Raw genomic sequence first — 13,292 nt, forward strand, 5'->3', positions numbered from 1 at the left:
GTCACACGCTCCCTTTCCTTCTATCGCTTGACGAGAAAGGTTGTCGCCAATTGCGTACCTTTAAGATAACCTTGGCTAGAGCGTTTTATTACTGCAAATGATTCCTAGACTGCTTTCCTTGTATCCGCTAAAATTAACATTTCTTGCGCGTGATGAAGTGTTTTTTCGGTGATTTCCACACCGCCAAGCATCCGCGCTAATTCCTTAATTCGCCCGTCTTCCACAAGCTCTTCGACCTGAGTCATGGTGCGCCCTTCAAAGACATTTTTCTGGATTAAATAGTGATGATCCGCCATACAAGCCACTTGCGGCAAGTGCGTAATCGAAAAGACCTGACATTGACGGGATAAGGACGACATTTTCTCCGCAATCGATTGTGCAGCGCGACCACTTACGCCTGTATCCACTTCGTCGAAGACCAAGACCGGAACACGGTCAATGGCAGCGAATATCGATTTCAATGCAAGCATCATCCGGGACAATTCTCCGCCGGACGCAATTTTATGTAACGATCGCAAAGGTTCTCCAGGGTTTGGAGAAATGAGAAACTCTGCCGAATCATAACCATGCTTCGTGAATCTGACAGGCACGCCATCAACATCAAGGCCATCCGGCGCTTCCATCCTCTCCAGTTTGACCTCAAGCCGAGTCCGTTCCATCTGAAGACTCTTCAGTTCTGCTTCCATCTGAGAGGCGAGCTGCTCCGCACATTGCTTGCGAAGTGCACTCAGTTCTCCAGCCTGTTTCACCAGCTCCACGAACTCCTGATCCACTTGCTGCTGCAGCTTCTGAATCATCTCATCTTTATTCTCAATCATATCTGTTTCTTTACGAATCCGCTCGAGATAATTCAAGATCTCCTCGACGTTATCTCCATACTTCCGGCGGAACGATGAGATCATATCTAAACGTTGCTCCACTTCCTCAAGACGAATCGGATTGAATTCAATTTCTTCCCGATAATCCCTCAGCTGGAATGCAACATCTTCAATCTGATAAAAAGCGGACTGTAGCTGTTCCACGATCGGTCCAAGCCGCTGTGAATCAAAGGACATAATATCCTCTAACTTCGTTACAGCCTTGCCAATGGCGTCTAGCCCTTTATTTCCATACACTTGTCCATAAGCGTCGTTAACAGAGTCCATCATTCGCTCGGCATTCGCGAGCTTGCGTTTCTCCTCTGCGAGCAGCTCATCTTCACCGATTTTAAGTCCGGCATTCGATATTTCTTCGATCTGGAATCGATACAAATCCAACATCTGGTAAGCTTTCTGGCTGGAATCCTCAAGCTCCTGCAGCTCTCGGCGCAGCTTGGAATGACGCGCATAGACCTGCTGGTACGCGTCTTTCACCGGTCCAATTGTCGCTTCGCCGAACGTATCAAGCAAGGACAAGTGCTGATCTACTTTTAGAAGTGATTGATGCTCATGTTGACCATGGATATTGACCAGATGTTCGCCGATTTCGCGCAGCATCGATAAGTTCACCAATTGCCCGTTAATGCGGCTCATGCTCTTCCCTTGTGAGCTGAGTTCACGACGAATGACCAAATGTTCCTCGGCCGAAGCCATAATCCCCAGATTCGCCATGACGGACCAGACCGGGTGATCCGGAGGCAATTCGAACAAAGCTTCAACTTCTGCCTTATCACATCCGTACCGCACCAAATCCGCAGATCCACGCCCGCCAATGATTAAACTTAACGCATCAATAATAATTGATTTACCCGCACCGGTCTCCCCTGTCAGTACATGAAATCCGTTATGAAAAGAGACGGTTACCGCCTCAACCACTGCCAGATTTCGTATTGATACTGCCGCTAACATCCAGCCACCCCCAAGTACGCAAAAATTATGAAATAAAGGACATGATTTGCCCAACGATCTTGTCGCTATCTTCTTTGGTCCGGCAAATGATTAACATGGTATCGTCTCCGCAAATCGTTCCCATAATCTCCGTCCATTCGATACTGTCCATTAAAACGGCAATGGAATTCGCCGTACCTGGTAGACACTTCATGACAATCAAATTATTCGTCGAATCAATATGCACGAAGTTGTCGACAAGCGCCCGTTTTAGCTTCTGCACCGGATTGAACCGTTGATCCGTCGGTAGAGAATATTTATAACGTCCATCATCCATGGGCACTTTAATTAAATGCAATTCCTTCATATCTCTCGATACCGTCGCTTGTGTCACATGAAAACCAGAAGAACGTAAAGCCTCCACCAAATCATCTTGCGTCTCAATTTCACGATTCGTAATAATTTCACGTATTTTGATATGTCGATTTCCCTTCATAAAATCCCTCACTCTTCTTCAAGTTGAAAATGTATTTGTTGTAATTGCTGTTCCTTCTCATCGACATAGAGGATGCCATCGATGTCGCTATATAGCAGGAAATAAGGCAACAGCCGATCTCTTACGCTGCTGGCCGTCCACTCGATGGGCTTACGATCACGCGCCACCTTGACCAGATAGGTCTGTCCATCCCGCCTGGCAACGTAATCCACGAATAAACGGCTATCTAATTGTATATCATTCACAAGAAAATAAAATGGGATTCGAACCTTACCGCCGATGATCTCATAACCGTCCTGTTCCATAAGTTGGTAAGCAACGGTCTGCTCATTCATATCGGCATGGATTGGCACGCTTGAGTAGTTCGTACGAAGTGGGGAATGCAGCCATCTTCTAAGTCCAAAATAAGCCCATAGTACAGCGATTACCACGATTCCAATCATGACAATTCCATCACTGTGTCCCATTACGAATCACCTCGAGAAATATATTCGAGGCTGCGCACCAATTTCCTTTTTTTCAAGACAGATCAGGAAGGCTATCCTTCATATTGTGGCCTCAAGCAAAAGAAACTCACCCTTTGGTGGATGAGTTTCCTGTAAACGTGTTCGCTGCTTCTTGGACGACTGCCGCAATACCAGCTTCATCCAACGGTTCAGCTCCGCCTTGCACGTCGGATGGTCCCTTCCATTCCCAACATGCCAGGAATTCGATATTCCCTTCTCCACCGGTGATCGGGGAAAAGGTTAGGCCTTGTAGCTTAAATCCTAATTCAGACGCGAAAGTCAGAATGGAGGTCAGTACCTCTGCATGAACCTTGGGTTCACGCACAACTCCTGACTTTCCAACCTTCTCACGCCCTGCTTCGAACTGCGGCTTGATCAGCGCTACAACTTGTGCAGGTGCTTCAAGCAACTCAATAAGAGGCGGTAGAATGATTTTGAGTGAAATAAACGATACATCAATCGATGCCATATTGGGCTTTGGCCCTGTCAAATCTGCCGGCGTCGTATACCGGAAATTGGTTCGCTCCATGACATTCACACGCTCATGGTTCCGCAGCGACCAATCCAGCTGATTATAACCTACATCAATCGCATAGACATAACTTGCGCCATGCTGCAATGCACAATCGGTGAATCCACCCGTCGAAGCACCGATATCCAGCATCACACGATCGTTCATATCAATCTCGAAATAACGGAGCGCTTTCTCTAGCTTCAACCCGCCCCGTCCTACATAAGGATGCAGCTGCCCCTTTACACGTAGTTCTGTAGAACGCGGAATCTTCGAACCGGCTTTCTCTAACCGCTCTCCATCTTTGTTCAACACGATCCCCGCCATAATAGCGGCTTTCGCTTTCTCACGACTTTCAAAAAAACCTTGCTCAACGAGCAGAACGTCAAGCCGCTCTTTCTGTTCAGACATGCCATTTCCCTCTTCTATTTCGCTCGCGACCGAATGCGCGGTTTCATTTTCTTAATCTCAGCCATGACATGTTCAACGGTCAGACCAACTTCTTGACGTTGTTCCTTTACGCTGCCATGTTCAACGAAGTAATCCGGAATTCCCATGAGCTTCACACGCATATCGTAGATATCATGTTCGGCGAAGTGCTCCAGAATCGCACTACCAAGTCCACCCATTTGAGCAGTCTCTTCAAGTACGATCAGATCCATTCGCTCCTTAGCAAGCTGCTGCAGCATCGCTCCATCTAATGGCTTAATGAATCTCGCGTTAATTACACGGACATTCAGCCCTTCCCGTTTCAGCTGCTCTGCAGCCTCAAGCGCAACTTGAACCATCGGGCCAATCGCTGCAATCGCGAAAGATTCGCCATCACGCAGTACTTCCCATTGACCGATAGGAATTGGCGTCATCACAGGATCGTATGCCACACCGACTCCATTCACACGCGGGTAACGAACTGCAATCGGTCCATCGTTATATTCCACAGCCGTCTTCAACATATGCCGCAGTTCATTTTCGTCCTTCGGCATCATCATCACCATATTCGGAATATGCCGCATGAAGGAAATGTCGTACACCCCCTGATGGGTCTCGCCATCTGCGCCGACGAAGCCTGCACGGTCGATTGCGAAGATCACATTCGCGTCTTGACGGCAAATGTCATGGACAATCTGATCGTACGCACGCTGCATGAATGTTGAGTAAACCGCATAGATCGGTTTCATGCCTTCCATCGCCATCGCTGCACATAGAGTTGCAGCATGCTGTTCCGCAATCCCAACGTCGATCATTCGATCCGGGAATCGCGCTGCGAATTTCATCAACCCAGACCCGCCAGGCATCGCAGGCGTAATAGCAACGATTCGATGATCCTGTTCAGCAAGCTCAATGATCGCATCGCCGAACACTTCCGTATACATCGGGTTCCCTACAGCCTTTACCACTTGACCCGACTCAATTTTGTACGGCGTAATGCCGTGCCATTTATGAGAATCTGCTTCTGCAGGAGAGTAGCCTTTTCCTTTGGTCGTTAGGACATGCACGAGTACGGGCCCATTCACCTGACTTGCTTGCTTAAACGTATCTTGCAACGATCCAAGATCATGCCCATCGACAGGACCCAGATATGTAAACCCGAGTTCCTCGAATAGTACGCCCGATACGACAAGATATTTCAAGCTGTCCTTTAGACGCTCTGCTGTCTTCGCGAGTTTACCGCCGATGGCAGGAATTTTCTTCAAGAAGCTTTCGAGCTCTTCTTTGGCGCGTTTATATGTTTTGTCCGAACGAATTTTACCTAAGTAATGATGCATTGCGCCAACATTGGGTGCGATCGACATTTCATTATCGTTCAACACCACGATCAAATTCTTCTTCTCATGCCCGATATGATTCAGCGCTTCGAACGCCATCCCGCCGGTTAACGCACCATCGCCAATCACAGCGATGACACGGTTATCTTCCCCTTTGAGATCACGTGCTGTCGCCATCCCCATCGCCGCAGACAAGGAGGTACTGCTATGCCCGGCTTCCCAGACGTCATGTTCACTCTCGGAGCGTTTGACGAAGCCGCACAATCCTTTATATTTGCGAAGCGTATCGAACTGGTCTCGACGACCTGTTAAAATTTTGTGCACATAAGCTTGATGCCCCACATCAAAGATGATTTTATCTTTCGGACTATCAAACAAGTAATGCAAAATAACCGTGAGCTCGACAACACCCAAGTTCGGCGCAAGATGTCCCCCTGTGACCGATAGTTTCTCGATCAAAAATTGACGAATCTCTCCCGACAATTGAGCGAGCTCCTCAACCGAACATTTCTTTAAATCGTTAGGTTGATTAATCTGTTCGAGTAACACGTTATTTTCCTCGCTTTCCATTGTTCGGTTTGCTTTTTTTCTTAGTGAAAATTCGAATGTGGAGTCTTCGTTCCAATAGATCGAAGAACTTCCCGATCGAGAGCACGATCGCAGTGGCGTAGTGAATCGCAAAACTTTTGCCAACCGCCTTACCTCCAACCGTGAGTGCAGATACTAATCCTGCAAATACAACACTCGTGACCATTCGAATGATTTCATTGCCTTGATCCATGGAGAGAAGCAAATTACCGACGACGAGCGCGCTAGCGGCACCACTGATGACCCCCGTCATATCGCCGATGACATCATTACAAATATTTGAGAACCAATCCGCATTGCGGATAATATAAATTGCTTGTCTCGAGCCCCTGACACGTTCTGCTGCCATCGCGTGAAATGGTTTCTCGCTCGCAGCTGCTGCCGCCAGGCCCATCATATCGAACACGATGCCAATGAGGATGAGCAGTAAGACGATGATAACACCTACACCAAATCCGACACCAGACAAGACCGTTGTTGAAATAACCGAAAAGATACAGGCCAATATAAATGTAATAATAGAAATAAAAATACTCCATTTCATGGAGTGCTTCAATGAAAATTTCATTGTGGGAAGCCAACACCAGGAACTTCATCGATGTGCCCTTTAGCGAATTTTTAGCCCCGCCTTCAGAAACGGTAGACTGACTAGAATACTGTACCACTCTACGTACGACTTATTATATCATAATACTGTATTTTATACGCAGCAATTAATGGTCGCGTTTCATTAAATAATCAGCTAACTCGATGAGTCGCTGCGGGTTCATAAGGTTCGCGCCTTCAATCGCTTCTTTAGCTTCCCGCGTCAACCGCTCGATCTCCACCTGCGACGCCTCGATCCCGATAAAGAATGGATAGGTCACTTTGCTCTGCGCCACATCACTTTGCGTCTTCTTGCCGAGCTTCTGCTCATCTCCAATCAGATCGAGCACATCATCTTGAATTTGGAATGCCAATCCGATCTGCCGTCCGAAAGTCTCCAAGGCCGTGAGTTGTTCCTCTGACGCGCCCGCAATCCGTCCGCCTGCACGAAGCGAGAAGACGATGAGATCACCTGTCTTATGTAGATGAATGTATTGAAGCTGTTCGAGCGACGTAATACCTTGCTCGCCGATCATATCCGCGGCTTGTCCGCCAACCATGCCTTTCGCACCAGCCATAAGAGAGAGCTCATCAACGATAGCCAGCACCTGGTCCGCAGGGATGTGATGCTGCTTCGATGCTTGAACAACCTGATGGAAAGCGTGCGTTAAGAGCGCATCGCCGCCGAGAATCGCCATCGCTTCCCCATACACCTTGTGATTCGTCAGCTTCCCGCGGCGATAATCGTCATTATCCATCGCTGGCAGATCGTCATGAATTAACGAGTACGTATGGATCATCTCGATTGCGCCCGCAACGGGCATTGCAGCTGGAACTATTGCCGCGCCGCCAACAGCTTCCGCTGCCGCAAGAACGAGGATCGGACGAATGCGTTTGCCGCCTGCAAGCAATGAGTACAACATCGATTCACGTAAGGATGCAGGCATGTCCCATCCAGCCGGAATACTGTTTTTGAGCGCCTCTTCCACCGCTGTTCTGGATCTTGTCATATAGGTTGTAAAGTCTTCTGTCTCATGTAACTTAGCCAACAGTATCCCCCGCATCATCGGTTATTCCTGTGAAAGGTTTCTTGCGGAATTCCCCATTCTCTTCCACCAGCGCTTCGATTTTCCGTTCCACTTGCTCGAGCTTCTGGCCGCATAGCTGCGACATCATCATGCCTTCTTGGAACAGCTCGATCGCTTTCTCGAGCGGCACGTCCCCGCTCTCAAGCTCCTCGACGATCAATTCCAGCTTCTGTATCGCCTCTTCGAAGCTTACTGGAGCTTCCTTCTCGGCTTTCTTAGCCATCCTTGTCCTCTCCCTTCATTGACCATACTTGGCATTCCAGTTGTCCGTCATTCACTTTCACGTGTACCATATCCCCTGGCTGCACATCCGCCAGCGATTTAATCAATCGCTTCTCTTGCTCATCATAGACAAGACTATATCCACGCTGCATGACCTTAAGAGGACTCAGCGCATCGAGCTGCTTCATCCCTGTCATGAGCTTTAGCTTCTGTTCCTTGAGCATCGCCTGCATCGATTGTACAAGTTGATGCGTCTCCGACTGCACCCGCTTCCGTGCGAAAAGCACCTGTTCATGCGGATTGCGTCTCACAAGACGATGCTGCAGCTTCGAAGATCGCTCCTCCGACTTGCGAAGTAGCCCCTGGATGCGATAATGAAGCTGTTCCGTCAGCCGATCCAGTCGCTCCGCGTGCTGCAGCAAATATTTGCGCGGATGGACGAAATACGGGGAACGTCTCAACCGCTCCAGTCGCTCGCGTTCTTGCTGCATTCGCATCGCTAGCGCATGCTCCAACCGCTGCTCCTGACGGCGAAAATGCTGCCTGAGCTCCTGATGATGAGGTACCGCAAGCTCTGCAGCTGCCGTAGGCGTTGCCGCACGCAAATCGGCCACAAAATCCGCAATCGTAAAATCGGTCTCATGCCCCACAGCGGAAATGATCGGAATCGCGGATCCATATATGGCACGCGCCACGATCTCTTCATTAAATGCCCATAACTCCTCAAGCGAACCGCCGCCACGGCCGACGATCAAGACATCGGCTTCTTGCAATCGGTTCATCCCTTCAATCGCCTTTACAATGGAAGGCGCTGCTTGCGTTCCTTGCACGAGTACAGGATAGAGGAGGATCGGCACGGAAGGATAGCGGCGCTGAAGTGTAATAATGATATCTCGAACGGCCGCACCGGTAGGCGATGTAATGACCCCGATCGCTCTAGGGAACCTCGGCAGAGGCCGCTTCCGATGCGCCGCGAATAATTCTTCTTCATCCAGCTTCTTCTTCAACTGCTCATATGCAAGGTAGAGACTCCCGATGCCGTCGGGCTGCATATGCGTCGCATAGAATTGATATTGACCGTCTCGTTCATAGACCGATACATTGCCTCGTGCGATGACTTTCGTCCCTTCCTTCGGACGGAATGCCAGACGCTGGTTATGAGAAGCAAACATAATCGATTTGATCCGACTGTCGGCATCCTTCAATGTGAAGTACATATGACCGCTTGAATGGTGGGTGAAGTTCGAGATTTCTCCGCGAATCCAGACGTCCTGCATCAAATCATCGGACTCGAGCTTCATCCGGATATATCGATTCAGATCTTTAATGGATAATATGCGCTCTCCCGCCATTGACTTCATCCTTACTTCAGACCATGTGCTCTACGAGCCGCGATCAGTGTATTTTGCATCAGCATCGTGATGGTCATTGGACCCACGCCTCCAGGTACCGGCGTCACGGCGCCAGCCACTTCGAGCACATCTTCATAATCAACATCGCCTGCTAATTTACCATTGTCTAGACGATTCATCCCGACATCAATCACAATCGCACCTGGCTTCATGTACGTGTGATCCACGAAATTCGCGCGTCCGATTGCCACGACAAGAATATCCGCCTGTTTCGTAATTTCTCGCATATTTGCTGTTCTGGAATGGCACATCGTTACCGTTGCATTCTCACGTTGCAGCAGCATCGATACCGGCTTGCCGACAATATTGCTGCGTCCGATGACAACTGCATGTTTGCCTGCGATTTCGGTGCCTGTACGTTTGATCAACTCGATGACACCCGCAGGAGTACACGGCAAGAGACTATCGTCACCAATCATCAGATTCCCGACATTAATCGGGTGGAACCCGTCAACATCCTTCTCCACGGCAATCGCATCGATGACTGATTTCTCGTGAATATGCTTCGGCAGCGGCAATTGCACGAGAATCCCGTGAATATTCGCTTGATGATTCAATGTATCGATCAGCGCAAGCAGCGCTTCTTCTGTCGTTGATTCAGGCAAACGATGCACCTCGGAATAGTAACCCAACTCGATGCATGCTTTCTCTTTACTGCCGACATAGACTTTGGAACCTGGATCTTCCCCTACAAGGATAACTGCCAGCCCCGGCTCGATGCCTTGCTTCTTCAGACCAACAACTTCTTCTTGAATTTGTCCTCGAATGGACGCGGATACGGCTTTACCATCAATTTTTACTGCTGTCATGGTTTTCTCTCCCCTTCATATCAATCGCGAATCAATTGGTTTTTTTGATCTGTCAACAAAGCCTTCGAAAATTGTATTGCTCACACTTTGTTTACACAATGAAAAAGCCAATTAATTGGCTTTAATCTGCTCTAGCTCACGAATCATCTTCCCGAGAACACCGTTCACGAACTTACCGGATTCATCCGTACCGAAATGCTTGGCGAGTTCAATCGCCTCGTTGACAACAACCTTTGGCGGAACATCTTCACTGAATACCATCTCATAGCATGCAAGGCGTAGGATTTGACGATCTACACGCGATAGACGGTCCATCTGCCAGTTCTTCAAATATTCGGAGAGCAGGTGATCGATCCGTTCTTTATTCGTCCACGTGCCGTGAACAAGACTCAACACATACGTGTTCATCTCGCTGAAATTGCGAATCTCGATCTCCGTCTCATTCTCTTCTTTCACTTCCGTAAGCACCATGGCTACGGCTTCTTCAGCAGCCACACCATTCATTTCCATTTGGTATAAGCTCTGTACTGTAATTTCTCTCGCTAAGCGCCGCTTCATATTGTTCCTCCAAAAGTTATAATCGTCTTCACGTTGCCATCCCCGCTCTATCCTAGTATGGGACGGTTGTGATATAAAAAAACCTATGAACTGCTCCTAATCCGATTCCAAGGAAGGCGGAGTCATAAAATTAGGAGTCGCTCACAGGGTTCATTTAAACATTCTCCATCTGCCCGTCAGCCATTCCCACATCCGAGCCCATGGAAATAAGCTGCCCAGCTTCAAATCTCGTTGTTTGCCCAAGGTGTACCCAATAAAAATAATAAAGGCGAAGAACAGCATGTCCCAAAAACCAACGATAAAATAAATCAATCCTAGAAAGATCCCTGCTGCTACTCCGAGTATGCGTCCCCCGTGACTTTCCCAAATCTGCTTCAACATCGGAAAATCACCTCTATTCTACTCTAGACTTAAAAGATTGTGACTGCACAATATTCGCGATGAACACCGATACCGTCGCTACGGGAATGCCAGTGACCTCCGTAACATGCTCGCGAACTTGACGTTGAACTTCTTCGGTCAATTCTGGAATTGAGGTATCACCATCTACGAACGTGCGAACGATCAGTTCAAGCCCAGCCTCAGAGACACGGATTTTCACTTTCAAATCCTTAACCCCGCGAGCTCTGGATGCCGCTTTGAGCGCCAAGTTCTCGATGGTCTCCATCGAAATATGAATGTCGCCATGTTCATTACGCAGATCGATTGATTGGTGATTTGTGCGATCTCTTCGAATCGAGATATAGAAGAACCGGAGACTAATTAGAATGATGACAGCCGCAGCCGCGGTTACCACGTTATCAAGCCATAACTCTGTATCCATTAGCAAGGAGCGATCCATTACATTTGTAGCGTAGAGCAGCGTGAAGACGGCAACGGCTCCGATGACGATGCTATAGAAGAATAACAGGAGCCTGTCCAAAATTTTAATCATGCAAATGCATGCCTCCTTAAAATTAGAGCAAACCCCTGACACATATACGGCCCGGGGTTCTCCATTTGTAAAAGGTGACTCAGTCCAACAGGTTGCCGAGGATGGCTGAATTACCTTACCCTTTGTTGTGATTCTTCTTCTTCAGGCTTCTCTGCTGTCTTAAAATGCACGCCGTGAATATGTACGTTCACTTCAACAACATTCAGTCCCGCCATCATCTCAATGGAATGTTTCACGCTGCGTTGAATTTCAGCGGATACTTCCGGAATGCGATGACCGTATTCCACGATGATTGATACGTCAACCGCAGCTTCACGTTGACCTACCTCTACTTTAACACCTTTGGATAAGTTCTTACGCCCTAATAATTCAACAATGCCGCCTGCAAAGTCTCCGCTCATTCCAGCTACGCCGTTAACCTCTACTGTTGCTAAACCAGCGATCACTTCAATCACTTCAGGCGCAATTTGAATCGAGCCTAAATCTGTCTTTTCATAATCCATAGGGATCATATTCATGAATGTAAGCACCTCCAATAAGTTTGCGATGCAGTTCCGATCTTCGCATCTTATTATACATACTATATCATTTAGCAGGAATTATGACAAACCTAGGCCTATCCAACTGCCTGCGTTAAAGCCTGTATAATTCGCGATTATACCTCGTATTCTTCAAGGAATTTAATATCGAAATCGCCATCAATAAACTTCGGATGTTCAAGTAGGCGTTGATGGAATGGAATCGTTGTATGAATCCCTTCGATAGCAAATTCGCCGAGTGCGCGCTTCATCTTCGCAATGGCTTCCTCGCGTGACTCTCCCCATACGATAAGCTTCGCAATCATCGAATCGTAATGCGGCGAGATCGTATATCCTGGATAAGCGGCGCTATCCACACGAACACCTAGACCCCCTGGTGGAAGATAGAATGAAATATGACCTGGGGAAGGCATGAAATTCCGATCTGGATCTTCCGCATTAATACGGCATTCAATTGACCATCCATGGATCTGAACATCCTCTTGGCTAAACGACAACGGGTTGCCTTCCGCTACCGAGATCATCTCTTTAATCAGGTCCACGCCTGTGATCATCTCTGTTACCGGATGCTCGACCTGAATCCGAGTGTTCATCTCCATGAAATAGAACTCACCGTCCGGAGCGAGCAAGAATTCAAGTGTACCTGCGCCCGAATAATTCACGGCCAGCGCTGCACGAACCGCTGCTTCACCCATCTTCGTACGAACCTCAGGCGTCAGCACCGCACAAGGCGCCTCCTCGATGAGCTTCTGTCTACGACGCTGTACGGAGCAATCCCGTTCGCCAAGATGTACGGCGTTACCATGCTTGTCAGCCATAATTTGAATCTCGACGTGCTTCATGCCTGTTAAGAATTTCTCTAGATAAACGCCGGCATTTCCGAAAGCTTTCTGAGCTTCCTGTTGTGCCATCGTAATTTGCTGAATTAAGGCTTCCTCATTCTCCGCTAGACGGATCCCTTTACCGCCACCGCCTGCCGTTGCTTTGATAATAACAGGATAGCCGATATCGCGAGCGATCATCATCGCTTCATCTAAATCTTGAATCAATCCGTCCGAACCTGGAATAACCGGTACATTCGCATCTTTCATGGTCTGCTTTGCTACAGCCTTATCGCCCATACGGCTAATCGCTTCCGGCGATGGACCGATAAACGTCACGTTGCAAGAGTCGCAGATCTCCGCGAAATCTGCATTCTCCGCCAAAAATCCATATCCTGGATGAATGGCATCGCATTCCGTTAACGTCGCAACACTCATAATATTCGCCAAATTCAAATAACTGTCTTTGGACAACGTCGGTCCTATGCAATAGGCTTCATCAGCCAATCTAACATGCAGCGAATCCCGATCCGCTTCGGAATAGACAGCCACGGTCGATATTCCCATCTCACGCGCTGCACGAATAATACGAACCGCGATTTCACCGCGGTTAGCAATTAATATTTTCTGAAACTTCATGTTCGAGGCCTCC

At 48.2% G+C, this 13,292-nt stretch carries 15 protein-coding genes; all 15 read right to left on the bottom strand.

Annotated features, from left to right (window positions below; genetic code table 11):
* Positions 1 to 104: 104 nt before the first annotated feature.
* The 15 genes from recN to accC all read right to left on the bottom strand — a co-directional run bounded on the left by recN (position 105) and on the right by accC (position 13,279).
* Positions 105 to 1,826 carry a DNA repair protein RecN gene (gene recN, locus GCU39_RS13750; RefSeq protein WP_152394046.1) on the bottom strand — a complete coding sequence of 574 codons (1,722 nt, stop codon included), beginning with the start codon at positions 1,824 to 1,826 and terminating at the stop codon, positions 105 to 107.
* A gap of 25 nt (positions 1,827 to 1,851) precedes the next feature.
* The gene (gene ahrC / locus GCU39_RS13755) at positions 1,852 to 2,301 is read right to left on the bottom strand and encodes a transcriptional regulator AhrC/ArgR (protein ID WP_152394047.1); all 450 of its coding nucleotides are present in this window, start codon (positions 2,299 to 2,301) and stop codon (positions 1,852 to 1,854) included.
* A gap of 8 nt (positions 2,302 to 2,309) precedes the next feature.
* Positions 2,310 to 2,744, bottom strand: coding sequence for a hypothetical protein (locus tag GCU39_RS13760; RefSeq protein WP_152394048.1), 435 nt, complete (start codon positions 2,742 to 2,744; stop codon positions 2,310 to 2,312).
* A gap of 130 nt (positions 2,745 to 2,874) precedes the next feature.
* Positions 2,875 to 3,729, bottom strand: coding sequence for a TlyA family RNA methyltransferase (locus GCU39_RS13765; protein ID WP_152394049.1), 855 nt, complete (start codon positions 3,727 to 3,729; stop codon positions 2,875 to 2,877).
* 14 nt (positions 3,730 to 3,743) lie between these two features.
* A complete protein-coding gene (gene dxs, locus GCU39_RS13770) occupies positions 3,744 to 5,633 on the bottom strand; it encodes a 1-deoxy-D-xylulose-5-phosphate synthase (RefSeq protein WP_193726922.1) in 1,890 nt (629 codons plus the stop codon).
* Position 5,634: 1 nt separating this feature from the next.
* On the bottom strand, positions 5,635 to 6,240 hold the full coding sequence (locus GCU39_RS13775; protein WP_152394051.1) for a hypothetical protein: 606 nt from the start codon (positions 6,238 to 6,240) through the stop codon (positions 5,635 to 5,637).
* A gap of 145 nt (positions 6,241 to 6,385) precedes the next feature.
* Positions 6,386 to 7,267 carry a polyprenyl synthetase family protein gene (locus GCU39_RS13780; protein WP_152397236.1) on the bottom strand — a complete coding sequence of 294 codons (882 nt, stop codon included), beginning with the start codon at positions 7,265 to 7,267 and terminating at the stop codon, positions 6,386 to 6,388.
* A 31-nt stretch (positions 7,268 to 7,298) separates the two neighbouring features.
* Positions 7,299 to 7,568: an exodeoxyribonuclease VII small subunit gene (xseB, locus tag GCU39_RS13785; RefSeq protein ID WP_152394052.1), complete on the bottom strand. Its 270-nt coding sequence runs from the start codon at positions 7,566 to 7,568 to the stop codon at positions 7,299 to 7,301.
* Positions 7,561 to 8,919 carry an exodeoxyribonuclease VII large subunit gene (gene xseA, locus GCU39_RS13790; RefSeq protein WP_152394053.1) on the bottom strand — a complete coding sequence of 453 codons (1,359 nt, stop codon included), beginning with the start codon at positions 8,917 to 8,919 and terminating at the stop codon, positions 7,561 to 7,563. Before xseA ends, xseB begins: the two co-directional genes overlap by 8 nt.
* Before the next feature lie 11 nt (positions 8,920 to 8,930).
* Positions 8,931 to 9,788 (bottom strand): bifunctional methylenetetrahydrofolate dehydrogenase/methenyltetrahydrofolate cyclohydrolase FolD, encoded by an 858-nt coding sequence (folD, locus tag GCU39_RS13795; protein WP_152394054.1) that lies wholly within the window; start codon positions 9,786 to 9,788, stop codon positions 8,931 to 8,933.
* A gap of 111 nt (positions 9,789 to 9,899) precedes the next feature.
* A complete protein-coding gene (nusB, locus tag GCU39_RS13800; RefSeq protein WP_152394055.1) occupies positions 9,900 to 10,346 on the bottom strand; it encodes a transcription antitermination factor NusB in 447 nt (148 codons plus the stop codon).
* 150 nt (positions 10,347 to 10,496) lie between these two features.
* A complete protein-coding gene (locus GCU39_RS13805; protein WP_152394056.1) occupies positions 10,497 to 10,727 on the bottom strand; it encodes a DUF2273 domain-containing protein in 231 nt (76 codons plus the stop codon).
* 13 nt (positions 10,728 to 10,740) lie between these two features.
* Positions 10,741 to 11,280 (bottom strand): alkaline shock response membrane anchor protein AmaP, encoded by a 540-nt coding sequence (gene amaP, locus GCU39_RS13810; protein ID WP_152394057.1) that lies wholly within the window; start codon positions 11,278 to 11,280, stop codon positions 10,741 to 10,743.
* Between the two features lie 110 nt (positions 11,281 to 11,390).
* On the bottom strand, positions 11,391 to 11,798 hold the full coding sequence (locus tag GCU39_RS13815) for an Asp23/Gls24 family envelope stress response protein (protein ID WP_152394058.1): 408 nt from the start codon (positions 11,796 to 11,798) through the stop codon (positions 11,391 to 11,393).
* 137 nt (positions 11,799 to 11,935) lie between these two features.
* Positions 11,936 to 13,279: an acetyl-CoA carboxylase biotin carboxylase subunit gene (gene accC, locus GCU39_RS13820; protein ID WP_152394059.1), complete on the bottom strand. Its 1,344-nt coding sequence runs from the start codon at positions 13,277 to 13,279 to the stop codon at positions 11,936 to 11,938.
* Between the last annotated feature and the right edge of the window lie 13 nt (positions 13,280 to 13,292).

The sequence above is a fragment of the Paenibacillus guangzhouensis genome (genome assembly GCF_009363075.1).
GTDB classification, from domain to species: domain Bacteria; phylum Bacillota; class Bacilli; order Paenibacillales; family Paenibacillaceae; genus Paenibacillus_K; species Paenibacillus_K guangzhouensis.

Excerpts from the sequence above, each read along its gene's own strand:
- GCU39_RS13760 (WP_152394048.1), bottom strand. The coding sequence starts at position 2,744 with ATGATTGGAATCGTGGTAATCGCTGTACTATGGGCTTATTTTGGACTT.
- GCU39_RS13805 (WP_152394056.1), bottom strand. The coding sequence starts at position 10,727 with ATGTTGAAGCAGATTTGGGAAAGTCACGGGGGACGCATACTCGGAGTA.
- nusB (WP_152394055.1), bottom strand. The coding sequence starts at position 10,346 with ATGAAGCGGCGCTTAGCGAGAGAAATTACAGTACAGAGCTTATACCAA.
- ahrC (WP_152394047.1), bottom strand. The coding sequence starts at position 2,301 with ATGAAGGGAAATCGACATATCAAAATACGTGAAATTATTACGAATCGT.
- GCU39_RS13775 (WP_152394051.1), bottom strand. The coding sequence starts at position 6,240 with ATGAAATTTTCATTGAAGCACTCCATGAAATGGAGTATTTTTATTTCT.
- folD (WP_152394054.1), bottom strand. The coding sequence starts at position 9,788 with ATGACAGCAGTAAAAATTGATGGTAAAGCCGTATCCGCGTCCATTCGA.
- xseA (WP_152394053.1), bottom strand. The coding sequence starts at position 8,919 with ATGGCGGGAGAGCGCATATTATCCATTAAAGATCTGAATCGATATATC.
- accC (WP_152394059.1), bottom strand. The coding sequence starts at position 13,279 with ATGAAGTTTCAGAAAATATTAATTGCTAACCGCGGTGAAATCGCGGTT.
- xseB (WP_152394052.1), bottom strand. The coding sequence starts at position 7,568 with ATGGCTAAGAAAGCCGAGAAGGAAGCTCCAGTAAGCTTCGAAGAGGCG.
- GCU39_RS13780 (WP_152397236.1), bottom strand. The coding sequence starts at position 7,267 with ATGACAAGATCCAGAACAGCGGTGGAAGAGGCGCTCAAAAACAGTATT.
- GCU39_RS13815 (WP_152394058.1), bottom strand. The coding sequence starts at position 11,798 with ATGAATATGATCCCTATGGATTATGAAAAGACAGATTTAGGCTCGATT.
- recN (WP_152394046.1), bottom strand. The coding sequence starts at position 1,826 with ATGTTAGCGGCAGTATCAATACGAAATCTGGCAGTGGTTGAGGCGGTA.
- GCU39_RS13765 (WP_152394049.1), bottom strand. The coding sequence starts at position 3,729 with ATGTCTGAACAGAAAGAGCGGCTTGACGTTCTGCTCGTTGAGCAAGGT.
- amaP (WP_152394057.1), bottom strand. The coding sequence starts at position 11,280 with ATGATTAAAATTTTGGACAGGCTCCTGTTATTCTTCTATAGCATCGTC.